The organism is Paenarthrobacter sp. 10L412 (assembly GCF_056395565.1).
Genome location: NZ_JBFTJT010000012.1, coordinates 146169 through 171679 on the forward strand (window position 1 = coordinate 146169; position 25511 = coordinate 171679).

General features: G+C 60.5%; 26 protein-coding genes and 1 pseudogene. 17 read left to right on the top strand and 10 right to left on the bottom strand.

Annotation, left to right across the window (positions count from 1 at the left end; translation table 11 throughout):
- Positions 1-22 precede the first annotated feature (22 nt).
- Complete coding sequence (locus tag AC1DD7_RS17745; protein WP_442005873.1) at positions 23-1459, bottom strand: glycoside hydrolase family protein; 1437 nt, start codon at positions 1457-1459, stop codon at positions 23-25.
- A 149-nt stretch (positions 1460-1608) separates the two neighbouring features.
- Here AC1DD7_RS17745 and AC1DD7_RS17750 point away from each other — a divergent pair.
- Positions 1609-1890: pseudogene (locus AC1DD7_RS17750) on the top strand (PDDEXK nuclease domain-containing protein); the annotation flags it as partial.
- A gap of 336 nt (positions 1891-2226) precedes the next feature.
- On the opposite strand, the gene AC1DD7_RS17755 reads toward AC1DD7_RS17750, so the two are convergent.
- The 3 genes from AC1DD7_RS17755 to AC1DD7_RS17765 form a co-directional block, all read right to left on the bottom strand.
- Positions 2227-2535 (bottom strand): RES family NAD+ phosphorylase, encoded by a 309-nt coding sequence (locus AC1DD7_RS17755; protein WP_442005874.1) that lies wholly within the window; start codon positions 2533-2535, stop codon positions 2227-2229.
- Positions 2532-3161 (bottom strand): hypothetical protein, encoded by a 630-nt coding sequence (locus tag AC1DD7_RS17760; RefSeq protein ID WP_442005875.1) that lies wholly within the window; start codon positions 3159-3161, stop codon positions 2532-2534. The genes AC1DD7_RS17755 and AC1DD7_RS17760 overlap by 4 nt, the downstream gene beginning before the upstream one ends.
- Before the next feature lie 81 nt (positions 3162-3242).
- Positions 3243-3638, bottom strand: a complete 396-nt coding sequence (locus tag AC1DD7_RS17765) for a nuclear transport factor 2 family protein (protein ID WP_442005876.1) — start codon at positions 3636-3638, stop codon at positions 3243-3245.
- Between the two features lie 328 nt (positions 3639-3966).
- On the opposite strand from AC1DD7_RS17765, the gene AC1DD7_RS17770 reads away from it, so the two are divergent.
- On the top strand, positions 3967-4767 hold the full coding sequence (locus AC1DD7_RS17770; RefSeq protein ID WP_442005877.1) for an SDR family NAD(P)-dependent oxidoreductase: 801 nt from the start codon (positions 3967-3969) through the stop codon (positions 4765-4767).
- A gap of 64 nt (positions 4768-4831) precedes the next feature.
- Here the strand turns inward: AC1DD7_RS17770 and AC1DD7_RS17775 are convergent, their stop codons facing one another.
- On the bottom strand, positions 4832-5584 hold the full coding sequence (locus AC1DD7_RS17775) for a helix-turn-helix domain-containing protein (protein ID WP_442005878.1): 753 nt from the start codon (positions 5582-5584) through the stop codon (positions 4832-4834).
- A gap of 407 nt (positions 5585-5991) precedes the next feature.
- On the opposite strand from AC1DD7_RS17775, the gene AC1DD7_RS17780 reads away from it, so the two are divergent.
- From AC1DD7_RS17780 to AC1DD7_RS17820, 9 genes are all read left to right on the top strand, one after another.
- Positions 5992-7053: a sugar ABC transporter substrate-binding protein gene (locus AC1DD7_RS17780; RefSeq protein WP_442005879.1), complete on the top strand. Its 1062-nt coding sequence runs from the start codon at positions 5992-5994 to the stop codon at positions 7051-7053.
- 62 nt (positions 7054-7115) lie between these two features.
- A complete protein-coding gene (locus tag AC1DD7_RS17785) occupies positions 7116-8645 on the top strand; it encodes a sugar ABC transporter ATP-binding protein (protein ID WP_442005880.1) in 1530 nt (509 codons plus the stop codon).
- A 68-nt stretch (positions 8646-8713) separates the two neighbouring features.
- The gene (locus tag AC1DD7_RS17790) at positions 8714-9757 is read left to right on the top strand and encodes an ABC transporter permease (protein WP_442005881.1); all 1044 of its coding nucleotides are present in this window, start codon (positions 8714-8716) and stop codon (positions 9755-9757) included.
- Between the two features lie 38 nt (positions 9758-9795).
- Positions 9796-10524, top strand: coding sequence for an SDR family NAD(P)-dependent oxidoreductase (locus AC1DD7_RS17795; RefSeq protein WP_442005882.1), 729 nt, complete (start codon positions 9796-9798; stop codon positions 10522-10524).
- A gap of 44 nt (positions 10525-10568) precedes the next feature.
- Positions 10569-11516, top strand: a complete 948-nt coding sequence (locus tag AC1DD7_RS17800) for a dioxygenase family protein (RefSeq protein ID WP_442005883.1) — start codon at positions 10569-10571, stop codon at positions 11514-11516.
- The gene (locus tag AC1DD7_RS17805) at positions 11513-12568 is read left to right on the top strand and encodes a maleylacetate reductase (protein WP_477516015.1); all 1056 of its coding nucleotides are present in this window, start codon (positions 11513-11515) and stop codon (positions 12566-12568) included. Before AC1DD7_RS17800 ends, AC1DD7_RS17805 begins: the two co-directional genes overlap by 4 nt.
- 52 nt (positions 12569-12620) lie before the next feature.
- Entirely contained in the window at positions 12621-13724 is a 1104-nt protein-coding gene (locus AC1DD7_RS17810; RefSeq protein WP_442005885.1) for a zinc-dependent alcohol dehydrogenase, read from the top strand.
- 12 nt (positions 13725-13736) lie between these two features.
- Entirely contained in the window at positions 13737-14660 is a 924-nt protein-coding gene (locus AC1DD7_RS17815; RefSeq protein ID WP_442005886.1) for a sugar phosphate isomerase/epimerase family protein, read from the top strand.
- A 99-nt stretch (positions 14661-14759) separates the two neighbouring features.
- Positions 14760-15503 (top strand): helix-turn-helix domain-containing protein, encoded by a 744-nt coding sequence (locus tag AC1DD7_RS17820; protein WP_442005887.1) that lies wholly within the window; start codon positions 14760-14762, stop codon positions 15501-15503.
- 299 nt (positions 15504-15802) lie between these two features.
- Here AC1DD7_RS17820 and AC1DD7_RS17825 read toward each other — a convergent pair whose 3' ends face one another.
- Positions 15803-17299, bottom strand: coding sequence for an amino acid permease (locus AC1DD7_RS17825; protein WP_477516016.1), 1497 nt, complete (start codon positions 17297-17299; stop codon positions 15803-15805).
- Between the two features lie 445 nt (positions 17300-17744).
- Between AC1DD7_RS17825 and AC1DD7_RS17830 the strand changes: the two genes are divergently transcribed.
- The 4 genes from AC1DD7_RS17830 (at position 17745) to AC1DD7_RS17845 (ending at position 21064) form a co-directional block, all read left to right on the top strand.
- Positions 17745-18161 carry a RidA family protein gene (locus tag AC1DD7_RS17830; RefSeq protein WP_442005889.1) on the top strand — a complete coding sequence of 139 codons (417 nt, stop codon included), beginning with the start codon at positions 17745-17747 and terminating at the stop codon, positions 18159-18161.
- On the top strand, positions 18155-19396 hold the full coding sequence (locus AC1DD7_RS17835; protein WP_477516017.1) for a MalY/PatB family protein: 1242 nt from the start codon (positions 18155-18157) through the stop codon (positions 19394-19396). Before AC1DD7_RS17830 ends, AC1DD7_RS17835 begins: the two co-directional genes overlap by 7 nt.
- A gap of 143 nt (positions 19397-19539) precedes the next feature.
- Entirely contained in the window at positions 19540-20289 is a 750-nt protein-coding gene (locus AC1DD7_RS17840) for a helix-turn-helix transcriptional regulator (protein ID WP_442005891.1), read from the top strand.
- A gap of 211 nt (positions 20290-20500) precedes the next feature.
- Positions 20501-21064 (top strand): OsmC family protein, encoded by a 564-nt coding sequence (locus AC1DD7_RS17845; protein ID WP_477516018.1) that lies wholly within the window; start codon positions 20501-20503, stop codon positions 21062-21064.
- 140 nt (positions 21065-21204) lie between these two features.
- On the opposite strand, the gene AC1DD7_RS17850 is transcribed toward AC1DD7_RS17845, so the two are convergent.
- Positions 21205-21606, bottom strand: coding sequence for a nuclear transport factor 2 family protein (locus tag AC1DD7_RS17850; protein WP_442005893.1), 402 nt, complete (start codon positions 21604-21606; stop codon positions 21205-21207).
- Positions 21607-21690: 84 nt separating this feature from the next.
- Between AC1DD7_RS17850 and AC1DD7_RS17855 the strand changes: the two genes are divergently transcribed.
- Positions 21691-22074 carry a winged helix-turn-helix transcriptional regulator gene (locus tag AC1DD7_RS17855; RefSeq protein WP_442005894.1) on the top strand — a complete coding sequence of 128 codons (384 nt, stop codon included), beginning with the start codon at positions 21691-21693 and terminating at the stop codon, positions 22072-22074.
- Positions 22075-22135: 61 nt separating this feature from the next.
- Here the strand turns inward: AC1DD7_RS17855 and AC1DD7_RS17860 are convergent, their stop codons facing one another.
- Positions 22136-22648, bottom strand: coding sequence for a CGNR zinc finger domain-containing protein (locus AC1DD7_RS17860; RefSeq protein ID WP_442005895.1), 513 nt, complete (start codon positions 22646-22648; stop codon positions 22136-22138).
- 47 nt (positions 22649-22695) lie between these two features.
- On the opposite strand from AC1DD7_RS17860, the gene AC1DD7_RS17865 reads away from it, so the two are divergent.
- Complete coding sequence (locus AC1DD7_RS17865) at positions 22696-23631, top strand: AEC family transporter (RefSeq protein ID WP_442005896.1); 936 nt, start codon at positions 22696-22698, stop codon at positions 23629-23631.
- Between the two features lie 123 nt (positions 23632-23754).
- On the opposite strand, the gene AC1DD7_RS17870 is transcribed toward AC1DD7_RS17865, so the two are convergent.
- Together AC1DD7_RS17870 and AC1DD7_RS17875 are read right to left on the bottom strand one after the other, a co-directional pair.
- A complete protein-coding gene (locus AC1DD7_RS17870) occupies positions 23755-24558 on the bottom strand; it encodes an amino acid ABC transporter ATP-binding protein (protein ID WP_477516019.1) in 804 nt (267 codons plus the stop codon).
- Positions 24555-25493, bottom strand: a complete 939-nt coding sequence (locus tag AC1DD7_RS17875) for an amino acid ABC transporter permease (protein ID WP_477516020.1) — start codon at positions 25491-25493, stop codon at positions 24555-24557. The genes AC1DD7_RS17870 and AC1DD7_RS17875 overlap by 4 nt, the downstream gene beginning before the upstream one ends.
- Between the last annotated feature and the right edge of the window lie 18 nt (positions 25494-25511).

Consider the following 25511-nt stretch of genomic DNA (forward strand, 5'->3'; position numbering starts at 1 on the left):
TTTGAGCCGAAAGTGGTGGTGTTTAGTTGTCTGTGCGTTTACGTATCTGAAGTTCGGTAAGAGCAGCGGAGCCCTCCCCGGTGAAGATGCCTATCCGCCCCGCGGGCAAGTCGTAGATCCGGGTGCTGAGGGCGACCTGCCGATCAACAACGGCAACGCACAGGTCCCCGTCGACGATGACTTCCAGCGTGTGTTCGCCGGGAGGCAGGTGGCAGGGGCGTTCCAATTCGATGTCGAACGGGATGTCCCCGGAGACATGCCACTGCGCGTCGCCGGTGATCTTCCTTGGCCACCGGTCGAAAACCATGCGCCCGCGCTTCGGTTCCAAGCGCAGGACGTAGGACTGATCCCCGTCCTGGCTTGACCGGAGCAACAGCCCGCATTCGGTGGTGTTGGGGTCAATGTCCAGTACTGCCTTGGCGTAAAACTGGCTGGGCAGTTCTTCTTCGGACACGATGGCGGTGTACCCGTCCGGTACGTCCAGTCGTGTGGGCAGTTCGGCTGGCAGGGTTACCGGGACGTCTTCCCAGAAGCTGTCTACGAGTTCGTCGGCGAAGGAGAATCCCAGTGTTCCGTCGGGGTTCTGGCGTGCTTCCAGGACGGACATTGTGCCGGCCCACTGCCAGGGACCGTCGTCGGTGTTGCCTTCCTTGCTTGCGATCCATCCAAAGAAGAAGCGGCGACCATCGCGCTCTGCGGACTTGGATGCGTAGAAGGCGCGGCCGTCGACGCTGTCAAGATTGGGTACGGTCCACGGGCCGTCGGGACTCTTGGCCATTCGGTAGCGGGTTGTGAACGATTCGGAAAACTCGGAGTACACCATGTACCACCAGTCGCCCCAGGAGAAGACGTCGGGGCACTCATGGGTGATGTAGCGGCGCGGGTCCCAGAATGGTTCGGTGTGCTGCCACGTCATGAGATCAGTGGACACGCACTGTGCGATGACGCCTCGGCGCCGTTCCGGTCCGGCGGAGTGGCGTGCCGCCAGCAGCATCCTCCACTGGCCTTTGCTTTCATCGCGAAACACGAAGGGATCCCGCCAGTCACCGGACTCGTAGCCGTCAGGGGCGCCGAAGGTGAGTTCCGGATGCTTTACCCAGCTCCGCATGTCATCCGTGCTCGTGGCGTGCATAACCAGCTGCAGGGGCGCGCCGTCGGGGCCGAGGTTCCGGGGGTTGTGGCCGGTATAGAAGAGGTGGTGGACGCCGGTGTCGTCGACGACGATGCTGCCTGTGTAGGCGTTGAAGTCCACGTCGGTTTCGCTGCCGTGATGCAGGGATACGCCGTGGTTCTCAAACTCCGTGAGGTCCTTGGTGGTGACCAGATTCCATGAAGTGCCGGGTTTCGGGTCCGTACGGTCTTCGTGAAGGTAGAAGAGCCAGAACTCGCCGTCCTTTTCGAAGGGGATGAGGTCCCCAACCCATCCGTTGGCGGGTTGGAAGAAGACTGAGCGTTTCATCTGCGCTGATGTCCATTCTGCTAAAGCGTTTGATCACTAGTAAGTTAGCGTTAATCGTGGGGGGTGGTCAAGCGTTTTAGCAAAAGTTGTTTGGCGCCTTCTATGGTCTAGTTTCGGGGCGGGCATGGGACCCCGATTCCACCAACGCCTACGCGATGGGGGCAGTTCAGCACGGGTGGTCACGCAATGTGCTGCTGAACAAGATCATGAATAGAGCTCTGGAACGCACGGACAATGCCACTTCGAACTTTGCGCGGCAACTTGCTGCGCAATCATCCGAACTGGCCCAACAGGTTGCCAAAGACCCCTACAACTTCGAATTCCTCGGCCTCTCCGGGGAAGTCGTCCAACGTGATCTGGAAAATGCTCTGACCACCAGCCGGATCACCGAAACTCTCCGGGAAGTCGGACCGGGGTTCTCCTTCGTCGGCGGGGCCTCCTGCTACCTCGCGAGAACGTCGACTTTGAGGGGCGCACAGGTATTCACGAGCCAGCTGAAGCCGTCAGCCGCGGCGAAGGCAAGTCCGCTTCCCGGGACTACTTCAAGGTGGTCTTCCTGAAACCTGTCACCAAATAGCACGTTGGCTCTGGCACTGTTGTCGCGTCTAGACATCCAACCGAGCCGTCAAACCCTGCGGAGTGGGCTGCCTGTGCCCATTTGCGCGTCTGTGGGTAGTTATCCATCGGGGTGTCTGTAAGTTGGGTGGCTTCGATTCCGGGCGCACGAAGGCCCAGTCCGAAAAATTCTGCGATCCGAACCTGCCGCTTCAACTCCAGCCCCGCCAAGACACTGTTGGCGTAAATGCTGCGGGAAGCGTCGCCGGGGCGCCAACAGGGACATCGTGCAGCAGGGTCTCAGCCAAGGCAGCTTCCCGGGTTTCGGACAGGTACAGGGCCGGGACCATGGGGTCGCCGAAGAAGTGGAACCGGCCGGCGCCCTGGGGCCCGGGGTTGAACTGGTTGGGCCGGAACCGGTTGGAGTGAATACGGTGGAGGATGGTCCCAAGTGCCAAGACTCCGATGCGTGGCTCGAAGGGGTCGGGTGGCTCCGGGGTCGTGGGCCAGACGACCGTCACCAGATGGCCTCGAAGTGGGCCTCAGCCGCGGCGAGCAGTTGTTCCCGGTCGTTGAGATGGTCCACTGGCCGGCGCTGATCAGCGAATGCCGATGAAGGGGTTGCCATCCATAAGACCAGGTCTTCGTCCGGGACGTCGAGACCGCGGGTGAGCGCCACTAGCTCTGGAATGACAGGAAGGACGGTACCGCGCTGCAGATCGAATTGGAACTTCGGGTAGCGGATGGCCTGGCGGCGGGCATACCCGAGCAGCCTCCCGGCGGACCGCTGCGACGACGCGAAGTTCCGGTTGGTGGCCTTGGCGCCAAGGAAAGCTGCCGTCTCAGTGCTGCTCATCGACGGCAACTCGTTCTCGATCCGCCGCCACCAGTTCTCCTCCGCCTGCAGGCTGCGGACAAGTTCAGGAGAGGGCGTATCCGGATTGGACGCAATCGCGGCTCCCAAGGCGGAGATGCTGTTCGCTTCACTGAGAGCCCTTTTTAGGATCCATGCATCGACGCCGACAACCTCGGAGAATTCCTTCACGGTGGAGGGGGAGGATTTGGTGGCGAAAGAGCCGCCTGCAGCACGCCGACGAGCGGCTATCGCCTTCTTTTTCAGGATCACGTCCCGCCGTGAGGTCACCATTTCTCCTCCTGACAATGACGGTTGATACAGATGACTTTGTCATCTGTGAAAGACATCGCGTTCGTTCGTTTGCCCCTCGATCTACGCGGCGGCAGGCTTCCGGGGCGTCGGCTGGTAGGCCAGAAACTTCCAGGTTTCATCCTCCTTGACCCATACAGACAGGGCACTGTTGGCAAGGGTTTTATGGGTTCCGTTGACAGTGAGATCTGCGTTCATCTCGCCGAACACCAGTGCCGTGTCCCCGATAAGGAGGATGTCTTCAATGGGGTGGTCGATTCGGTGGTACTTGTAGAACCCTTTGCGAAGCTTTTCCAGGTAGCTGCCCAACGTGTCCCTGTCGCCGAGTGAATGGGTGTACACCAGCTGCTTGTGGCAGAGGTCTTCAAAGGCAGCGTAGTCACCATCGACTACGGCTTGGTAGCGTTTCGCCTCCAACGTTTCGATCTGGTTTTTCTCGGCTGCGGTGGCGTTATCCACGAAAGCGCTCTCCTTGCTTGAAGTGTTTGACCCCAGTCTGCTTCCAAGGTAATTGACGACAAGAAGAGTGTCAACTAATAGTTGACGAATCTCTCGCTCCAAGCAGCCAGGCCCCTGCCACGTCTTATCGCTCGGGCGCCGTTAGACGCCGGGTAGTGCGCAGTAATTAGGCACTTTTCGTAGTTTCTGAGCGTTCAAGCTTGGGTTCGCTTCGAACAACTATGTAACCTTTTACTTGACAGCTGTGTGTTGAATCACTTAACGTCGTCCTCGAATCCTTCGCCACCACAACCAGCGCTGCCGTAGTGCGGACCGAAAGGTAGATCTCATGGAATTGGAACTGACCGGCAAGAAGGCCATCGTGACAGGTGCCGCCCAGGGCATCGGGCGTGCGACCGCACTTTTGTTGACCGCAGAGGGGGCAACGGTGGCAGCGCTGGACATCGACAAATCGGCTCTGACCGAGCTTGAAGAACTGGCGGCGGACAATCCGGGCCGGATTGTCCCCGCCGTCGTGGACTTCACCAACGGCGAAGCCACCACCAACGCGGTCATTGAGGCCATTAGCCAGCTCGGCGGCCTTGACCTGTTGGTCAACAACGTCGGCTCCGGGGCGGTCCGGACTTTCGAGCAGATCTCAGACGAAGACTGGCAGCGGACGATGGAGTTGAACTTCATGAGCTACGTACGCACCATCCGGGCCGCCCTGCCTACGCTTCGTCAATCAACGGCGCCATGCATCGTCAACAATGCCTCCGATCTGGCCCGCCAGCCTGAAGCCCAGCCTGTTGACTACTCGGCAAGCAAGGCGGCAGTGCTGGCGCTGACGAAGTCTATTGCCCGCGCAGAGGGTCCGAAGATCCGCGTCAATGCGGTCGCTCCTGGGCCAATCTGGACACCGTTCTGGACCAAACCGGGCGGTTTCGCGGACACCTTTGCCACCCTTCACGGGATGGAACGCCAGGCGGCGGTCGAGCACGAAATGAAGCTGCGTCAGCTGCCACTGGAACGGCTGGGCACTCCGGAGGAAGTGGCACGCATCATCGCCCTGCTCTGCAGCCCGATTACCAGTTTCGTCACCGGATCCGTCTGGGGCGTGGACGGCGGCAGTATCCGCGGACTTATCTAGGTTCTCAGTCCGTCCTTGACGCCCGTCGGCAGGGCAACGGATGGACGGCACGAAGGGGTAGAAATCAGGAGTGTGAGTGGCCAATCGCCGCGGAATCGCCGTCGTCGGATCCGTGCCTCGCCCTGGCGAGGTCCAGAGGATGGGCGAAACCCTGACGGCCGACTACTGCCCAGATGGCGATGCAGTCTTCACCGGAGGTGTTACTGAGACGGTGCGGCACGTTCGAGTCGAAGTTCATGCTGTCTCCCGGCCCGAGAACATCGCCGTCAAAGGAGACCTGAACGTTCAGGTGGCCAGAAAGTATGTGGATGTACTCCCATCCAGGGTGGCGCATCAAGGCGTCCGCGGCACAGGACTCGCTCCCGGGTGCGTACGTCACCCGCAAAAACTCGACCAACGGATCCGCCCGTTCCGTAAGCCGCTCCCAGCGGACGCCTCCCATGTTGATCTCCGGACGGTCGCTGGCCCTTTGGATTCCTGGCAGGGAACCTGCCGGAGGGACGAACGCGGAAACACCGTTCAGTTTGTTCGCTGACGCTTTGGCGCTGGCGTCATTGGCCTGCTGGGCTGGCCCCGAGTGCTCACCGCTCATCAGCGAGTCCAGCGACAGTCCCAGTTCGGACACGATGGTGTACAGGGTTCCGATGGAAGGGACGGCACGGCCCAGTTCGACCTGCGACATAAAACTTGCGGAGATGCCGACCCGGCGGGCGAGCTCCCGGAGGGAGATTTTCGCCTTGGTCCGTGCGGCCCGGAGCTGACCGCCCAGTTGGGCGCGACCCTCTTCTGTAGCCGGTATTGTCTCTTGAATACTCATCGTGGGCCTTTCCGGCGATCCAACCCGGCATGCGAGCCAGTCGTTGATATGTCTGTCCACCAAGCGACCACTTAGCTGGCCACAATGTAAAGTCTGCGCTCACGCCAGTTTACCCTTCTCTTGCCCGCTCTGGCGATATTTGGCTGTTTATTTAGACTTCAGCCAGCACGACTGCGAGTTTGGACCTCCAGCTGTAAAGTTCAATGTGCTGTATTACTTGACAGTGTGGGGTGTGTCACTTTACATTTGAGGAGTGATGAAGCCGACGCTGGCCATTAATGGAGGATTTCCCAGTCGCCACCGCCGGCCAAAGTTTTCGACAAGCGCCCGGTACTCGAAGCCGAGGACGGACCGCCCCGGAACAAGAAGAGTTCCACCGTGTATATCTACCTTCTAATTAGGAGCAAATGATGGTGCAGGATCGCAAAGGCGCCTCCGCATTCAAACTGAGCCGTCGCCACATCGGTGTCGCCGTGCTCGCCAGCGCCACTGTCGCGCTTTCCGCCTGTGGCGGGGGTGCAGCACCTGGAGGTGCTGATGAGAAGCCCACCGTTGGTTTCTCAGCAGGTGTCCTCGACAACCCCTTCACTGCGGGTCTGGTTGACTCGGTCGTCACCGAGGCCAACTCAAACGGCCTGAACATGCTCCCGGCATCCAACGCTGAAGGCGACCCCGCCAAGCAGGTGACCGATATCAACACACTGATTTCCCAGAACGTCAAAGGCCTTGTGACCATCCCCCGGGACAGTGATGCCGTCGTTCCGGCTATCCAGGCCGCGAATGCCGCCAACATCCCGGTGGTGACAGTGGACACCGCAGCCAACGGCGGCAAGATCTACATGAACATCAGGGCTGACAATGTTGCCATGGGCACCAGTGTCTGTGAACAGATCGGCAAGCTCACCGGTGGCAAGGGCACGGTGCTGGAGCTGCACGGCGCGCTGTCAACGACGTCGGGATTCGACCGCGACAAGGGATTCAGCGACTGCATGTCGGCCCAGTTCCCCGGCATGCAGATCATCAAGAAAGACACCAACTGGGAATCCGCGAAGGCTGTAGAGAATGCTCAAACGGTTCTGAGCACGTCCAAGATCGACGCGGTCTTCCTAGCCAGTGACTCAGTGATGCTCTCCGGCGTACAGACCGTAATGGAAGGCCAGGGCAAGTGGGCTCCCGCCGGACAGCCTGGCCACGTTCCTCTGGTGACGATTGACGGATCCAAGGGATCCTTGGAAGCCATTCGTTCCGGCCACGTTGATGCCGTCGTTTCCCAGCCCGTGGACCTCTACGGCAAGTACGGAGTCCAGTACCTTAAGGACGCTATCGCCGGCAAGGAATACAAAGTCGGCCCGTCCGAACATGGCAGCGAGATCGTCGACTACAAGGGAAACCTGGCTGACATGCTTCCTTCCCCGGTTATCACCAAAGCCAACGTTGATGACCAAAACCTCTGGGGCAACAAGAAGTAGCTGCCCCCTCCTTCCCTCAGGCCGGACCTGGGTGAAGACTGAATTTGAGAAAGGGTGACATCGTGGTCACAGTTAACACGCAAAATGCCATCGAGATTCGTGGGCTCCAGAAGTCCTTCGGTTCCACTCAGGCGTTGACAGATGCCAACCTGATCGTCCGTTCAGGCGAATCCCGGGCCATGCTCGGTCGGAACGGGGCAGGAAAGTCCACTTTGATAGCGATGCTCACCGGCCTGGTGACGCCGGACTCCGGCACCATTCACATCCAGGGCGCCAACGGTGAAGTCACCGAAGGCCCCGGGTCTGATTCCATCGCCTGCGTCTATCAGAAAAGCACCCTGGTGCCGGAACTGACGGTGGCGGAAAACATCAGCCTTGGTGCCTACCCGCGAAAGCGCTGGGGGAGCGTGGACTGGTCCGCGATCCGCAGGACGGCCACTGACCAGCTCAAAGATTGGGGCTACGAGCGCATTGCCGACAAGGTGGTTGCTGACCTTGAACCGCTGGAAAAGAAGATCGTCGAAGTCTGCCGGGCGCTGTCCCGGGGACCACGGATCCTTCTTCTGGATGAACCCACTGCCGGACTCGATGAAGGGGCATCCCACGAACTCTTCGCCCAGATCAACAGCCTTCGCCAGCGCGGAGTCACGGTCATTTATGTGTCCCACCACCTTGAGGAAATCTTCAAGGTCTGCGACTCTGTCACGATCCTGCGCGATGGACGGGACGTCCTGACTGCCCAGACGTCGGACCTTACCGTTAGTCGAATCGTCAATGTTATGGCAGGGGTGAGTGAGGAAGAAGCTGCGGCCGCAAAGAAAGGTACCGTTGGCGCACATCGCCGCCAGGACCAATTGGGCGACACGCGCCTGACTGTTACCGGCGCCGCCGTCGGCTCCCGTGTCCTGGGAGCGAGCCTGACAATCCGCGTTGGGGAATGCGTCGGGCTGACAGGCCTCGATGGGGCAGGCCACGTCCAGCTCGCGCAGGCCATCGCCGGTCAGCTCGCGCTGGATAAGGGCACGGTGGAGCACAACGGCCACACCCTTGGTCAAGGCAACGTCATCAAGACCATCAACGCTGGCGTGGGTTTCGTCCCAGAAGACCGCCACGTCAACGGCTACGTCCCGGAGATGTCGGTAGAGGAGAACGCCACCCTGACCATCGTGGACCGGCTTCGCGGCCGCGGCGGCCTTATCAATTCAGGCCGACGCCGCGAGCGCTTCACAGCACTGTCCGGAGCCTGGGCCATCAAATGTGACGGACCCACGCAGGCCGTCGAAGAGCTCTCCGGAGGCAATCAGCAGAAGGTCGTGCTCGCACGGGCTCTGGCGTCCGACCCGGACACGCTGGTTCTCGTCCATCCCACTGCCGGTGTGGACGTAACGGCCAAGGAGTCCATCTACGAATCACTCCGGGCGCTGCGCGAAAGCGGAAGGTCCCTGCTGATCGTCTCCACGGACGACACGGACCTGGAAATCTGCGACAGGGTCATCGTCATGTACAGGGGCGAAATTCACGCCGAACTCGACGCCGGCTACGAAGAGTGGGAACTCGTAGGCGCCATCCAGGGGGCGGAGGCAGCGGCATGAAAATGAAAACTGCCGCCACGCCCCTTCAGCCCACACCCACAGAGCCAAAGAACCAAGGAGAAACTCCCATGTCCACGCATACCCCGACCGTTGCGGGTACGCCGACCAGCCGCCGGCCCGTCAATATCATCGGTCAAGCCCGCTCGTCAGGCTGGGCACGTGAACTGGCACTGCTGCCCGCCATTATCCTGGCGATGGTGGTCGGCGCGGTGCTGTCCCCGCAGTTCCTCACGGCGAACAACCTCCTGAACAACGTCCTCGTCACCTCTGCAGTCCTTGGGATCGTCGTGATCGCTGAAAGCATCATCCTGATCTCCGGATACTTCGATCTTTCCCTCGAATCCGTCGTGGGCCTGGCCCCGATGCTCGCCGTCTGGCTGGTCCTGCCCACCGCGGTCGGCGGCTCCGGTTTTGGATGGTCGCCCTGGGCCGCGATGGCGGTCATGTTTGTCCTCAGTATTGTCATCGGATTCACGAACGGGTTCCTTGTCGGCAAGCTCAAGCTCAACGCCTTCATGGTCACCCTCGCCATGCTCACACTCCTCCGGGGCCTGACCATGGGCCTGTCCGGCGGCAAGACCCTCTCGGGCCTGCCCCCTGAGTTCCTGGCCCTCGGCAACGCCAAGTGGTTCGGGATTTCCATCCAGATCTGGCTCTTCGTGATCTTCCTGGTCGCTGCCGCCATCTTCATGCGCAGCCACCCGGTCGGCCGCAAACTCTACGCAATGGGGGGAAACAACGCAGCGGCAGCGGCGGCAGGTATCAAGACGCTGCGCCTGACCATCGGAGTGTTCGTCGCCGGCTCGATCATCGCCGCATTCGCCGGTCTCATGCTCACCGGCCGCATCGCATCCGTGACCGCCAACCAGGGCGACGGCCTCATCTTCACTGTGTTCGCTGCGGCCGTCATCGGTGGCATCAGCCTTAACGGCGGCAAGGGATCGATGGTCGGTGCGCTAAGCGGCGTATTGCTGTTGGGCATCATCCAGAACATCCTGGTCCTGTCCCAGGTGCCCTCATTCTGGATCAAAGCCATCTACGGCCTCATCATTCTCAGCGCGCTGATCTTCAACTACTTCGCCGGTTCCCGGAGTACCCGCCGCGTCGTGTAACCAATCCGCCACCCCTTGAAAACAAGGAGCATCACACCGTGAGTTCACCATCCTTCGACGGGAAAGTCGCCATCGTCACCGGCGCGGCCAGTGGCATCGGCTATGCGACCGCTACGGCACTGACCGCACAGGGTGCGACCGTCTACGGAGCTGACATAGCCGCCGGCGACGCAGCTGACGGGACCATCCAGTGGCGGCGCCTCGACGTCGCCGAAGAAGACGGCTGGAAGGCACTCACGGAAGAAGTGCTCCAGGCCCACGGCCGGATCGACGTCCTGGTCAATAACGCAGGCCTGGTCGGATCGTACGAATCGATCACGGATATCGACATCCAGGACTGGCACCGGATCATCTCCATCAACCAGACCGGGGTCTTCCTGGGAATGCGCTTCGTCGCACCGGCCATGCTGGCGCAGGAATCCGGATCCATCGTGAACGTCTCGTCCATCTGGGGACTTGTCGGAGCAGCCGGCGTCGCCGCCTACCAGGCATCCAAGGGTGCCGTGACGATGATGACGAAGAACGCCTCCGCCACCTGGGCAGCGCAGGGGATCCGCGTGAACTCGGTCCACCCCGGGCTGATCACAACACCCTTGACGGAAAACCAGGATCAGGCCATTTCAGATGAGCTGATCGCCAAGACCCCTATGCACAGGGCCGGAAAGGCCAGCGAAGTCGCCGATGCGATCGTCTACCTCGCCTCCGACAAGGCCTCATACATCACCGGCGCGCAACTCGTTGTCGATGGCGGATTCACCAGCATCTGAGCCCCACTGACCAGCCGCCCCAGCTCCAAGGAAGGAACAGCACCATGAGCACGGACCTCGGCCCCGGAACACTGACTGCCGCAGTCATCGACAGTTTCCGCAGCACCCCGGATGACCGGCTTCGGACCATCCTGACCAGCCTCACCACCCACCTTCACAACTTCATCCGGGAAATCGAACCGACGATCGAAGAATGGGAAACCGCCATCAACTTCCTGACCGCCACAGGCCAGAAGTGCGACACCGTCCGCCAGGAGTTCATCCTCCTTTCCGACGTGCTGGGCGTGTCGATGATGGTGGAAACGATCAACGACGCCGAAACCCCGGACGCCACCGACTCCACCGTTCTGGGGCCGTTCCATATGGTCGAATCCCCGAAACGGGATCTGGGCGAGAACGCTTCGCCCGAGAGCGAAGGTGATATCTGCTTGGTACGGGGTCGCATCCTGTCCGTCACCGGTGAACCGGTCCCGCATGCCTCCATCGACATCTGGCAGGCAAACACCAAAGGCTTCTACGACGTTCAGCAACCCGGCATCCAAAGCATCGGCAACGGACGCGGTCTGTTCACATCCAACGCCGCCGGAGAGTTCTACTTCCGCAGCGTTATCCCCAGCTATTACCCGATACCAACCGACGGGCCTGTCGGTGACCTGCTGCACGCCACTGCGCGCCATCCGAACAGGCCGGCACACATCCACTTCATCGTCACCGCCCCCGGATTCCGGGAACTGACAACCCACATCTTTGTTGCCGGCAGCGACTACATCGACTCAGACGCCGTTTTCGCCGTAAAGAAGAGCCTGATCGCCGAATTCGCGCCCAACACCTCAGCGGACGACGCAGCCCGCTACGGGCTTGCCTCCCCGTTCATGGAGGCAGTGATCGACATCGTTATCCACCCCGACCTCGTCGACCCCGACATTATCCAGAACGCGGTGATGTCCCCGGCCACTGCTCGGATTATCGAAGCACAGGAGAACACCCAATGAAGGATTTTCAGTACCAGGCACTTCCAATGCGCGTCCGCTTTGGAGCAGGATCTCTTGCCTCCCTCAACGATGAGGTGGTCAAACTTGGCCTCAAGCGTGTTCTGGTCCTTGCCACCCCTTTCCAGGCGGACCTCGCTGAAGAGGTTTCCGCACAGTTGGGAGATCTCAGCGCCGGCGTGCATGCGGAAGCTGAAATGCACGTGCCCATCGAATCTGCCCGTAGGGCGCGTGAGGTAGCCGCAGCGGCTCAGGCCGACGGGTACGTTGCTGTTGGCGGCGGATCGACAACGGGGCTGGGCAAGGCCATCGCACTCGAGTTCGGCCAGCCGATTATCGCCGTCCCCACCACTTACGCCGGCTCCGAGATGACGCCGGTGTGGGGGCTGACCGCCGACGGCGAAAAGAAGACCGGGCGCGATCCCAAAGTTCTGCCCACCAGTGTCATCTACGACCCGGAACTTACCGTCACCCTCCCGGTGGCCATGTCCATCACCAGCGGATTCAACGCCATCGCCCACGCCGTGGAGGCCCTCTACGCTCCCGACGGATCGCCGATTATCTCGCTGATGGCAGAGGAAGGCACCCGTGCACTGCTCGAAGCGATGCCGAAGATCGCCGAAAGCCCCTCCAGCATCGAAGCCCGCTCCGACGCCCTGTACGGTGCCTGGCTCTGCGGAGCTACTTTGGGTGCAACAACAATGTCCCTGCACCACAAGTTGTGCCACACTCTCGGCGGGACCTTCAACCTTCCCCACGCCGAAACCCACACAGTGGTGCTTCCCTATGCCCTGGCCTACAACGCCCAGCACGCCCCGCAGGCGATCGCGGCCCTGCAGCGCGCAACCGGTTCAGACAATCCCGCTGCGCACTTCAAGAAGTTGAGCGTAGCCCTCGGTGCGCCGTCGTCGCTGGCTGAACTGGGCCTTAAGGAGTCCGATATCGACAAGATTGTCGAAATCGCGACCAAGAACCCTTACGCCAACCCGAGGGAAGTTACGCCGGAGGGCATCCGGGAGCTCATCACTGCGGCTCTCCACGGCAGCGACGTCTAAGCCGACGAACCTCGTTACTACCCGCTGCCTGAACCTACAGAAGGAAGACATCATGTCTGAGACCGTCAAAGACGTGCGGCCAGCATCCGCAGTACCCCCTCTGGGCACTGTCCCAGCCGTTCTGGTCCGCAAAGACGCCAACGCCACCGTCACAGTCGAGCCAGGCACTACAGCCGTCACATCGCCCAAGCCCACCGAACTCCTTATCCGGCCCGCCTACGTAGGGGTGTGCGGAACCGATATCGAGATCCTGCACGGCAGCATGCCGGAATCCTTCAAGATCAACTATCCCCATGTCATGGGCCACGAATGGTCAGGTTTCGTCGTGGAAGCAGGTGCTGACGTTGAAGGGTTCCACCCAGGGGACCGGGTGCTCGGCCACGGACACCTGGGTGGAAATGACTGGTTTGGCGTCACTCACGACGGAGCAGCAGCAGAGCTCTTCACTGTCCCGGCGGACATGTGTTTCCACATCCCCGCCGAGGTGGACATGCTTACGGCCGCCGTCATCGAGCCGTTCGCCTGCGTACTGAACGGATTGACCAAAATCGGCGGAATCAGCGCTGCGGACACCGTCCACGTGCACGGACTCGGAGCCATCGGCCTCAACGCCGTCCTGCAGGCAGTCACCGCAGGCGCGGTCGTCGTCGTGTTCGACCCCAGTCCGCTTCGTCGCGACACTGCGATGAAACTGGGGGCAAAAGCTGCCGTGAATCCCCTGGAGAACCCGGACACCACTACTGCGGCATCAGAGGCCATCGGACGGCCATTCGCAGACGTGGTTATTGAGGCTTCCGGGAACTCGGCGGCTCAAGCGGCTGCGCTCGAGAGCGCTGACCACAATGGACGTGTCTTGCTGATGGGTGTCTCCACTCCGAAATTCGCTCCCGCGCGATTGGGCCTTGTCCAGGAACGGAACCTGACAATCGCCAGCTCCACCGGGGCGCCGGTGGCAATTTGGCCGGCAGCGATCCGTTTCGTTGCCAACTCGGGCCTGAACCTCGGTGAGATTGTCTCCACTGTGGTCCCCTTCTCCCGAGGGGACGAAGCCCTGCAGCGTGCACAGGATTCCAGCCATGAAACGAAGGTCATGCTCGCCCCTGACGACACAGCGCTCGACGGCGGGCCAAGCTCCCCAACCCCCAAAGCCAACTAACAAAGGACGAATGTGAACGACACGAGCATCATTCAAAACCGGGACCTGCTGGCCTCCTGCTGGACCTGGGCAGGAAACGCAGCGCCGCTGCGTGGCGACGAAACAAGTCCCATTGACGTGCGGACCCGGGTTGAGGCCGCCGCCAAAGCCGGTTGGAAAGGCCTTGGATTCATCCACGCCGACCTTCCACAGATCGAAGAAACCATTGGCCTTAAGGGACTCCGCCAGCTGATGGACGACAACGGCATCGTCCACGCCGAGATGGAATTCCTCGCCGATTGGTGGAAGAACGGCCCTGAACGGGAGGAATCCGATCGCTGGCGCAAGATCCTTTTCAACGCCGCGGAGATTCTCGGCGTCAAGACCATCAAGATCGGCGCGGAGCTTGCTCTCGAAGGTGAACCGGCGCCCGTCGATGAGATCGCATTCCACGAGGAATTCGACCGGCTCGCCACCCAAGCCGGCGAAGCAGGCACGCGGGTCGCCCTGGAACCGATGCCGATGAACAACCTTAAGACGATCGAAATCGGCGCGAAGTTCATCAACGAAGTCAACAACCCGCACGGCGGACTCACCGTCGACACCTGGCACACCAGCCGCGGCGGGACCCGTTATGAAGATCTGTCCTCCATCCTGCCGATGGACAAGGTCTTCATTGTCGAAATCGATGATGCCCGCAAGGACGTTGTCGGTTCGCTCTGGGAAGACACGATCAACGAGAGGCTCTACCCCGGCGAGGGAGACCTGGACACCGTCAGCTTCGTCAAGGCAATCTATGACGCCGGCTGGCGGGGTCACTGGGGTGTGGAAATACTCGCGGAATCACACCGGATCCTGCCCTTGGACCGGGCCCTGGCCCGCGCCCACGATTCGGCGGCGGCAACACTCGAGGCAGCGTCCCAGTTGATCGCCGCAGAGCAGTCCGAAAAGGTCTGAAGCGACTGAGCTTTCTGAATACTCCCGGCCCACGCGCTGCCCGCAAGAGGCAGCGCGTGGGTCAAACACGACAAGCACCCTAAGAAGAAGCGGAACACCGTGAGCGCACCAGCCCCCGAGGAACGATCGGACGCGGCCACACAGCTTGGCAGTCGGCTCCGGAATGCCCGGCAAAGCGTCAGGCTGTCCCTGCGCGAACTCGCGCGCCGCGCAGACGTTTCCGCCAGCCTCGTTTCACAAATCGAGCTTGGCCGCACGTCACCGTCCGTGGGAACCCTTTACGCCCTCGTCTCCGAATTGGGCCTGTCACTGGACACCCTGATGCAGGATGGGGCCCTGTTGAGTATTCCGTCTCCAGTAACGAACCTCCGGATGGCTGACACCGCCGTCGCAACCGGGGAAGCGGAAACCAAGTCCGCGGAGGACCAGCACCGGGTCACCCATTCAGTGACCTCCATGGCGGCCAATCCACTCCCAGGGCTGCTTGAAGCGAGGGACCGTCCAAAACTACGAGTCGACGGTGTCCTCTGGGAGCGGCTGACCGCTGAGAACGACCCCAGCGTGGAGCTGCTTCGCGTGACGTACCGAAGCGGCACAGAATCCTGCCCGCCGGACAACCTCATGCGGCATGGTGGGCATGAGTACTTCCACATCCTTGAAGGAAGGCTCCACGTGGAGGCAGGCTCCTCGTCGGGAACGCTTAACGCCGGGGACAGCATCAATTTCTTATCGTCCCTCCCACACCGGCTTAGCAATCCATTCACCGAGGACTGTGTAGCCATCTGGGTGGTGGTCGGCCGGCGAAGCCAGGACCCGGACAACACCGTCTCGCCCATTGCATAGGCCCGACGCAAACTGTCCGTACAAGTCTTACGGAACATGGAATGGAGCCCCAGACGGCCGTAGGGCAATGCGTTCCGTTGGTTGGTCTCAGAATTCTACTTCCAGTTGCGGCTTCCGTGATCAGCCGCGGACGCTCCGAGTTCCTTCGCGCATTGGAGTTGGTGTTGGTTCACCGGGAGGCTGTTGATTCCGGGGTTCATGGCTTGTGCTCGTGCGTGAGCCAAACCATTGCAGGGTTCAGGGAACGGGCGGATGACCATTGCCGGGGCTATGGTCATCCACCTCGTTCGATACGCACCTTACGGCTGCCGCCCTGTGGCCTGGGTGACGATGGGCGCCGCTCCGGTGTGGCCGTCGCGTGCAGCGGCAATCTCGCGGATCCGCCCGCGGCATGCGTACCAGCCTGCGATCATGAGCGCTACCGCGATTGCGGTTACGACCACGGTCAACGGGGAGTCTATAAGAATCATGACAAGGACCACGGCTAGGAAGGCAATGGTTAGATAGCCCGTAAACGGGGCTCCGGGCATGCGGAAGGAGGGACGTTGGGTCCACCCTTTCCTGGCCCACCTCTGAAATTGGATTTGGCACAGGACGATCGCGGCCCACGCGACGATGATGCCAACGGCCGCAATGTTGAGGACGATCTCGAATGCGTCGCCCGGGACGATGTAGTTCAGCGGGATACCGAGGAAGGAGACTGCTGCCGTGATGGCTATGCCGCCGTAGGGCACGCCGGCCTTGTTCATTCGAAGTGCGAATCTCGGCGCTGAGCCGGCGGCGGCCATCGAGCGTAGGATGCGTCCGGTGGAGTAGAGCCCGGCGTTCAGCGAAGACAGGGCAGCTGTGAGCACAACGAGGTTCATGATGGAGTCGATGCCGTTGATGCCGATTGAGCTGAAGAACGTCACGAACGGGCTGACGCCCTTTTCATAAGCGGTGTAGGGCAGCAGCAGTGAGAGCAAGACGACGGATCCGACGTAGAAGAGCGCGATGCGGGCGATGACGGCGTTGATCGCCTTCGGCATGACCTTGGCTGGGTTCTCGGTCTCGCCGGCGGCAGTGCCGACGAGCTCAATTGAGCCGTAGGCAAAGATGATTCCCGACATGAGCAGGACCATCGGCAGAACGCCGTTCGGGAAGATTCCGCCGTTGTCGGAGATGAGCTGGAATCCGACCGCGCCACCGGTAGGAGTGCCGAAGACGACGAAATAGATGCCCACGAGGAGGAACGCGACCAGTGCGGTGACCTTGATGAGGGCAAACCAGAATTCCATCTCCCCGAAGACCTTGACGGAGACAAGGTTGAGGGCGAGGACGAGCACCAGGGCGATCAGTGCCCAGCTCCACTGTGGGACCGCGGCGATCCAGGGGACGTACCTGCCGAAGAAGCTCATGTAGAGTGCGGCAGCGGTCGTGTCGGCGATCGTCGTCGCAGCCCAAACCAGCCAGTAGAACCATCCGACGGTGAACGCTGCCTTCTCGCCGAAGAATTCCCTGGCATAGGAGACGAACGAGCCCGACGACGGTCGGTGCAGTACGAGTTCGCCCAGGGCGCGCAGGATCAGGAAGGCGAAGGCCCCACAGATCGCGTAGGCGATGAAGAGTGATGGCCCGGCTGCGGCAAGTCGGCCACCTGCGCCGAGGAACAGGCCGGTGCCGATCGCACCCCCGATAGCGATCATCTGGATTTGTCGGGATTTGAGTCCTTTCTGGTAGCCGGCATCCTCGGCGTGCAGGACGGGATCGGGTGAGTGCGCGTGTCCCGAGTCTGTGACGGGCGGCTGAATCGACATGGGAAGCCTTCCTGTTGGTTGAAACCTGAATTGGGCCTGATGGTCTACGGAGTGACCGCCGGAGTTGGGGGTCTGGGCAGGCATTTGAGGGGATTGCCGTTCTGGGCGCCCGCGGTAGGGCTGTAATGGGCAGAATGCGATATGGAAGACCTGAACACCGAAGTACCGGGGATTCAAATCACAGTTGAGAGTATGCGGCAAGTCACATCAAAAGATCAACAGTTTGTTGGAATGGTTTTCGACCTTGAGGGCGGGTATGCCTAGAAATGTGCAGTTTGCAGGGACTGATTTAGCGTTGGCTCGGCCTTCCGCATGTAAACGAAATGTGTAATAATTGTGGAAAGTTCCGCTTTACTCAAACTTTGTGTTGAATACACTTTGAGTTGGATCGGTGTGGCGTACCTGCTGTGCCGCGTCCGTCTCTCGAACGTCTGGAAGGTTTCTTATGGCTGAATCCGTTACGTCCACACCGCTCTATGAACGCGCGGTCCGGGTGGGGGATTTACTCTTTGTCTCCGGCCAACTCCCTATCGGAGATGGCGGCTTGCTGTATCCCGGGCGCGTAGGCCAGGAAGTTACAGTCGAGCAGGCGCGTGAGGCTGCAGTGCTTGCTGCCAGACGATGTCTGGATGTCGTCCGCGATGAACTCGGATCGTTGGACGCCGTGAAGGGTATCGCCAGGATCGGAGGGTACGTCTCAGCAGGGGAAGGATTCGTGGATGCACCCGCAGTGGTCGATGGCGCGTCGTGGCTCGCCGTCGATGTCTTGGGAGAAAAAGGCCACCATGCGCGGCTGGCAGTGGGAGTAGCCTCGCTGCCGCTGGGTGCATGTGTCGAGATTGAAATGACTGTGCAGTGCTAAGGACAGCCGAGAAGACTCAAACCGCCAGCATCGCGGCAGTCGGGAACCCGCTTGAGGAGCTCTCCCTCGAACAGCTCCGCCAGCGCATGAGCATGAAATGGCGCACTCATCCCTCCGACGTGCTGCCTCTGTGGGTTGCTGAGATGGACGTCCGGCTCGCGCCGCCGGTTTCGGAAGCGCTGCACGAAGCCATCGACGCTGGAGACACCGGATACCCTGCAGGGACGGAGTTCGCGGAAGCCATAAGTGCGTTCGCTTACCGGCGCTGGGGCTGGGATGGGCTGGCAGTCGAGCGCACCGCCGTCGTGCCTGACGTGATGATGGGCGTAGTCGAGATCCTGCGTCTGATTACAGACCCAGGCGACGCAGTCGTCGTCAACTCCCCGGTGTATGCGCCTTTCTATGCTTTCATCACCCATGATTCGCGCAGGATCGTTGAGGCGCCGCTAGGACAGGATCTCCGGATCAACCTCGCCACCCTCGAGGAAGCTTTCAAGCGCGCGCGCTCATCCGGACGGAATGCCGCGTACCTGATCAGCAATCCCCATAATCCGACCGGGGTGGTCCACAGCCCTGAAGAGCTCGCAGCTGTCGCCGCCCTCGCCCACAAATATGGGGTCCGGGTTGTCTCGGACGAGATCCACGCCCCGCTCGTCCTTCCGGGAGCAACGTTCACGCCGTATCTGAGCGTGCCCGGGGCGGAGAACGCGTTTGCGCTCACTTCGGCGTCAAAAGCCTGGAACCTTGCCGGCCTCAAGGCAGCACTGGCAATCGCCGGGCCCGATGCTGCCGATGATCTGGAGCGCATGCCCGAAGAGGTCAGCCACGGACCGAGCCATCTGGGTGTGATCGCCCAGACCGCCGCATTCCGTGATGGTGAAGAGTGGCTGGATGCCCTCCTCCGAGGCCTCGATGCGAACAGGGCCCTCCTCGGCAAGCTGCTCGCCGAGCATCTTCCCGGGGTCGGGTACGCTGCTCCCGAAGGGACATACCTGGCTTGGCTGGATTGCAGCCATCTGGCCCTCGATTCGTCAGCCGGGCACGAGGGCCTCGCTACCGTTTCCGACCTTGCCGGGCCGGCCAGGATGTTCCTCGACAAGGCTAGGGTCGCTCTGAGCTCCGGCCATGTCTTCGGCACGGGTGGGGCAGGACATGTTCGCCTTAACTTTGCCACTTCCCAGACCAATCTCACCGAAGCCATCACTCGGATGGGGCGAGCCGCCCACGTTGACTGAAGCTTCCTTAGTTGCAACAGCATGTTGAACGAAGAAGGTCTATCTCAGGCTGCTTGCGGCCCTAGCGGATACGCTTCAACAAAAAGGCAGAAATTTATGGCGAGTCCGGGAACCTGGACCGCCTGCTAATCGGAAGGACAACAATGATGACCCAGATTGGTTCGGTCGGCTCAACAGCTCCATCCCCGGACGCGCTGCAGGGCATGGACGCCGAGTCCATCAACCGCGTCCTCGAGCTCCTGGTGGCACCCCTTCAGGCCGCGGTGCCTCAGCCCACCGAGGTTGTCCTTCATGATCTGCAGCGAATCCCTAACACCGTTCGTGCTATCGCCGGAGACGTTACTCGCCGCCAGATCGGAGACCCGCCTACCGACAAATTGCTCGAACGTGTGGCAGCCGGCGACTTCTCCCATGAGATCGGCTACCGCTCACAACTGCTCGACGGGAGAATCCTCCAAAGCACGACGATCATTTACATCGACAAGGAAGGCCGAGCCGCCGCGGCTCTGTGTCTGAATGCTGACGTATCGGCCTGGGTCACGCTCCGCTCAGCCTTGGACCGCTTCGTTCTCGGCCACGACGGCAGCTCCATGCTGGCGACCGCGACCGCGAACAGGGCAGCGTCGGTCGGCCCCCAGGGGAGCGAGTACTTCCCGCACAGTGTGGAGGAGCTCAGCTCCAAGCTCGTCGAGGCGGCGATCGCCGCCATTGGGGTCCCCGTTGAGCAAATGCGCAAGGAACACAAAGTGCAGGTCGTGGCGGAGCTGGAACGTCGTGGATTCTTCCTCGTAAAGCAGGCTGCCGAGACAGCGGCGACGGCACTCGGAGTCACCCGCTTCACCATTTACAACTATCTCAACGAACTCGGCGGAGAGGTCGAAGAGACAGCCTAACCCGACAGAAGGCAGCGTTACCCCGTTCCCTGGAACTCAAGCCTTCCTCATCGCCGGATCACCAGCAATGAACAATTCCCTACCCCGTCATGCCCGAAATGAGGCACTGGAGCATCACTCTGCCCGGCCAAGTCATGCGGGCAATCGTCCAGGCACGCATCAATCACCTTCCCTGTACAAGACAAATCGTCAAATAAATCAAGGAGAAAAAATGAACACCAGCACCACCACGAAGCCGTTCGCCGACCTCGCTGCTATCCAGGCAACCGTCGAGGCTGTCAGCGCCCAGCGTGAACTCGGCCGCGTCACTTTTACCATGAACAGCGAGTCCGCAGGCGGTCTGACAGCGAAGACCGAAACAGGCCCGCTGCTGCAGGCAGGCGTACCGGATAACTCACGACGTGGAAAGTACACACTGCATAGTGACGAGCCCATCTCGCTGCTCGGCACAGACACTGCCGTCAGCCCTGCTGAATACATCCTCAAAGGACTCGCCGGCTGCTACATGGTTACCCTTGCCTCACTCGCCGCAGCTCGCAACATCACCCTGGAGGAGATTCGGCTCACCCTCGGGTTCGATATCGATCTGAGTGGATTCCTCGGCATCGACGAGTCCGTCCGAAAGGGCGCAGAACACATCACGGTCAACGTGGAGCTCGAAAGCCCGGGCACTCCACGAGAAGATCTTCAGGACCTCGTCAAGGCACTGGAAGCGACCTCGCCAATCCGCGACACCCTTGCCAACCCCGTGAAAGTCACCACTGCACTGAACTAGGACCATGCGTGAGTTCCGGGCAGGGCTTCGAAGCCCGGCCCGGAAACTCCCATGAGCAGCCCTGTGACGATGTCGTCGCAGAAATTGTCCTGCCGCGCTGGCAGTCCGGGGCAGTGTCCTGGTCAGGACGCCTGTTGTATCTAGGCCTGTCCCCAGAATGAGTCTTCCGTCGCGCCATCGGCCGAGAACAAACGGACGTCTACGATGTTCCCCTGACGGACAGTGAGAAGGTCTACGCCCGCCATGTCCATGGAGGCGTCGGTCCGCGTGCCCGAGAACGTGACCGGGACGGCTACGAGCTCACCGTTGACCATTGCCGGCCCGGTAACAGCCAATTGGAAGGTCCCTTGGCTGGCTTCCATCATCCCGCCCAGCAAGGCACCTACGCCGTCGAGCCCTTTATGGTCACCGGAAAAGCGGTTGGACCCCGGCTGGTGCCACACCACGTCAGGACTCAGCAGCGCCATGGCTGCTGGCACGTCCCCCCGGCCAAGGGCTTCGAAGTACGAGGCGGCCACGGCCGCCGGCGTCTGATCATTCATCAGTTCTCCTTCAGTTGTGATTACGCAGCCATGGTTACATTCGGTAACCTGTTACATCAACGTAACTAAAGGAGCTGGGTTTGATTGGATGCGCCGGTTTGGAACATCATGGTGGCCACGTGCCCCTCACGTACTTCCCTGGCTAAGATCGCCAACAAGTGGACGGCAATGATCGTCATTGCCCTCAGCAAGGGCTCTTTGAGGTTTGGCGAACTCCGCGAAGAAGTAGATGGCATCAGCGGCAAGGTCCTGGCCGATACGTTGCGGGATTTGGAGCGTGACGGGATTATCGAGCGAACCGCATACAACGAGATGCCGCCGCGCGTGGAGTACGAACTCACTACGCTGGGCCACAGCCTGCGTGAGCCGCTGACGGCGCTGGGGCGCTGGGCCGAAGAGCACATCAACGAGGTACTGGCCGCGCGGGACGCCTACGACGATCGTCCCGGCACGCGACCCATGCCGTAAAGGCCGTCAGGCCGTAAAGCGTTGGTTTTGAGCATCTGGCGTGGCGGTGCGGAAGGCTGAATTACTTGCTGGGGGCTCCCTGTCGATGGCGCTGGACAGCATCATAATTGCCGCACTTGGCGGAACAGTACGAGCGCCTGCCGTTGCGGCTAGTATCCACAAACACTGTTTCGCAGCCTTGGCGGGTGCAAGCCCCTATTCTTTTTCCCGCAGATTCGACAGTGAACAGTGCAAGGCCTCCGGCTGTTACTGCTTTGACGCGCGCTACAACATCCTCCTCTTCGGGCGCCCAGTGCAGGTGAGGTTGCAGTCCGTCGTGAGTGCTCAGATAGGCCCGGCTGGTCCCGGCCTCCAAGAGTGAATTGATCGCCCTGCAAAGCCCTTCGGCATCTGTTGCGTCGAAGGCCTTCCGCAGCATCAGGGCCCATTGCCGGAGGCGTTCGGCTGAATTGGCGGTCAAAGACGAGGTCTTCCGGATTTGATGCTCGTCCAGAATGTGCAGGACACGCTCAACGCTCCAGTCGGGTCCGCCGGCAAGGTTGACCAGGTCTACTGCCAATTCAGGACCCGTCATGTTGTCATGGTTGAACTGCACTAACCCATTGCAGCACAGTTTTCCATATGCTGCTCGTAACCACCGCAATTATTCCTGTTGTATCGCTTCTTGTTCTTGGGGCGGTCTTGCGACGGAAGTTCCTCGTTGATTCCGGGTTTTGGGGCGGCATGGAATGGTTGAGCTACAAGGTTTTTACTCCGGCGCTGTTCATCTCATCCATCGCAGGCACGGATCTGAGCATCGTTCCCGTAGGGCCGCTCCTCCTGAGCGTCGGCGTGCCGATTGCCGTTATTGCTGCATTGGTCATCGGCTCGGCTCGCATGCTTCGCACCAATGGCCCCCGGTTGACTTCACTGGTGCAAGGCGCTGTCCGAATCAACACCTATGTTGGCCTCACCTTTGCCGGCGCGCTCCACGGCCAGGAGGGAGTGGCTACCTTCGCCCTAGCCAGCGCTGTTGTTGTGCCATTGGTGAATGTGATCTGCGTGGGAACATTGTCCGCATACGGCGACAAGCTGGCCTTGGTGCGCCGCAGGCCGCTGTGGCGGGAGTTGCTTGAAAATCCGCTCATCCAAAGCTGCGCTCTGGGACTGCTTCTTAACCTGGCGGACTTGCCTCTTCCGGAGTTTGTGTCCGCGGCACTCACTATGCTGGCCGCCCCCGCCCTCGCCTGCGGAACGCTCATTGCCGGGGCGGCGCTCCACGCTGACATTCGATGGCGGGATACAGCCGATATTGCGGCAGTTTCTCTACTGAAGCTCGTCGTGCTTCCGCTTTCGGCTGCCGCCATTGCCATACCCTTAGGCGCCGCGGGAGCCGGCCTCAGCAGTATCGTGCTGATCTGCGCCATCCCGACGGCGCCCTCAGCCTACGTCCTGGCCAGCCGGATGGGCGGTGATGTCCGCCTTATGGCAGCGATAACAGGTACACAAACCGTGCTTGCCATGGGCACTCTGCCTGTAGTTCTGATGCTCGTGGACCTCATGAAAGCGCGGTTCTAAACCCTGAATCGGCTTCACAGGAGACCCTTTCTGGCCATCCCGGGACCGGCCCCAGCAACGGCAACAGCGGAATCCATCATCAGATGGATACTTCCGAACACATCGAAGCCTTTCTCTGGAAAGTCAGAGGACGGAGTTGAGGAATGTTTGGGTGCGTTCATTTTGTGGGTTGCGGATGATTTGTTGTGCTGGGCCTTGTTCGATGATGGCGCCTTCTGCCATGAATACGACGCGGTCAGCGACGTCGCGGGCGAAGTTCATTTCGTGGGTAACCACCACCATGGTCATGCCTGATTGGGCGAGGTCTTTCATGACCTTGAGGACTTCTCCGACCAGTTCAGGGTCCAGTGCGGAGGTGGGTTCATCGAAGAGCATCAGTTTTGGTTCCATGCACAGGGCCCTGGCGATGGCGACGCGTTGTTGTTGGCCACCGGAGAGTTGGCGTGGGTACGCGTTTGCTTTGTCTGCCAGGCCGACGCGTTCCAGTAGTTGGAGTGCTCGCGGGGTGACTTCTGTTTTCCTTTGCTTCAGAACCTGTCGGGGCGCTTCGATAAGGTTTTCCAGCACGGTCATGTGGGGGAAGAGGTTAAAGTGTTGGAAAACCATGCCGATGTCCGCGCGGCTGCGCCGAATGTCGGCGTCTTTTTGTTCGTGTAACTTGTTGCCTTTGATGTCATATCCAATGACTTTTCCGTCGACCCACATACGGCCGCCATTGATCCGTTCGAGGTGGTTGATGCAGCGCAGCAGGGTGCTTTTGCCTGATCCTGAAGGGCCGATCAGGCAGACTACCTCGCCAGCGTCGATTTCCAGGTTGATTCCCTTGAGGACGTGGAGCGAACCGTAGTTTTTCTCCACGCCTTCTGCTTTGATCATGCTTCGCGGTCCAGTGACTGCTCCGGCCGGTTGGGTCGTGGTGCTGGTCATCGTATACCGCCTTTTCTGGTTGGCCGATGGTGGGTGTTGAAGAAAAGCGTGAGGCTCTGCCAAGGGGTGAGGGGGAGGTTGCGTTGGTTGCCTTTGGCGTACCGGCGTTCCAGGTAGTACTGGCCGATGCTCAGGACGGAGGTGATGATGATGTACCAGATACTGGCCACAATCAGCAGCGGTATGGTTTCGAAGGTCCTGGCGTAGATGATTTGTGACGAGTAGAGAAGTTCCGGGACAGAGATCACTGACACCAAGGATGTGGTTTTGAGCATGCCGATGGTTTCATTTCCGGTGGGGGGAATGATGACTTTCATGGCTTGGGGCAAGATAATGCGCTGCATAGTGCGGAAGCGGCTGATTCCCAGGGCGCCTGCTGCTTCTGCCTGGCCATGGTCTACGGAGAGAATTCCTGCGCGTACGATTTCGGACATGTACGCTCCTTGGTTCAGACCGAGACCAAGTATCGCTGCTGTTATCGGGGTGATGAACTGGTTCGCGTCCAGGGCCACTCCAGGCATGCCGAAACTGATCACCGGGTAGAGCGCCGCAAGGTTGTACCAGAAGAGAAGTTGGACCAAAACCGGCGTGCCTCGGAAGAAGTTTACGTACGTTGATGCTGCGGCACGGATCACGGGGTTAGGGGAGAGCCTCATGACGGCCAGGACCACGCCCAGGACGATTCCGATCACCATGGAAACAGCTGTGAGCATCAATGTGACGGCTATGCCGTTCACAATTGAAACATCACGGATGTACTTACCCACCGTTTCCCACCCGAAACGGGGATTGGTCACTACTGACTGCAATGCCAGCGCGGCAAGTACCAGAATCAAGGCTCCTGAAACCCAGCGGCCAATATACTTTGCCTTCACCGTGGTGAACTCATCAAGAGACCTCTGCGGCGTTTCTATCGGAAGTGTTGTTGCTCCCATTGGATATCCCTTGTCTAC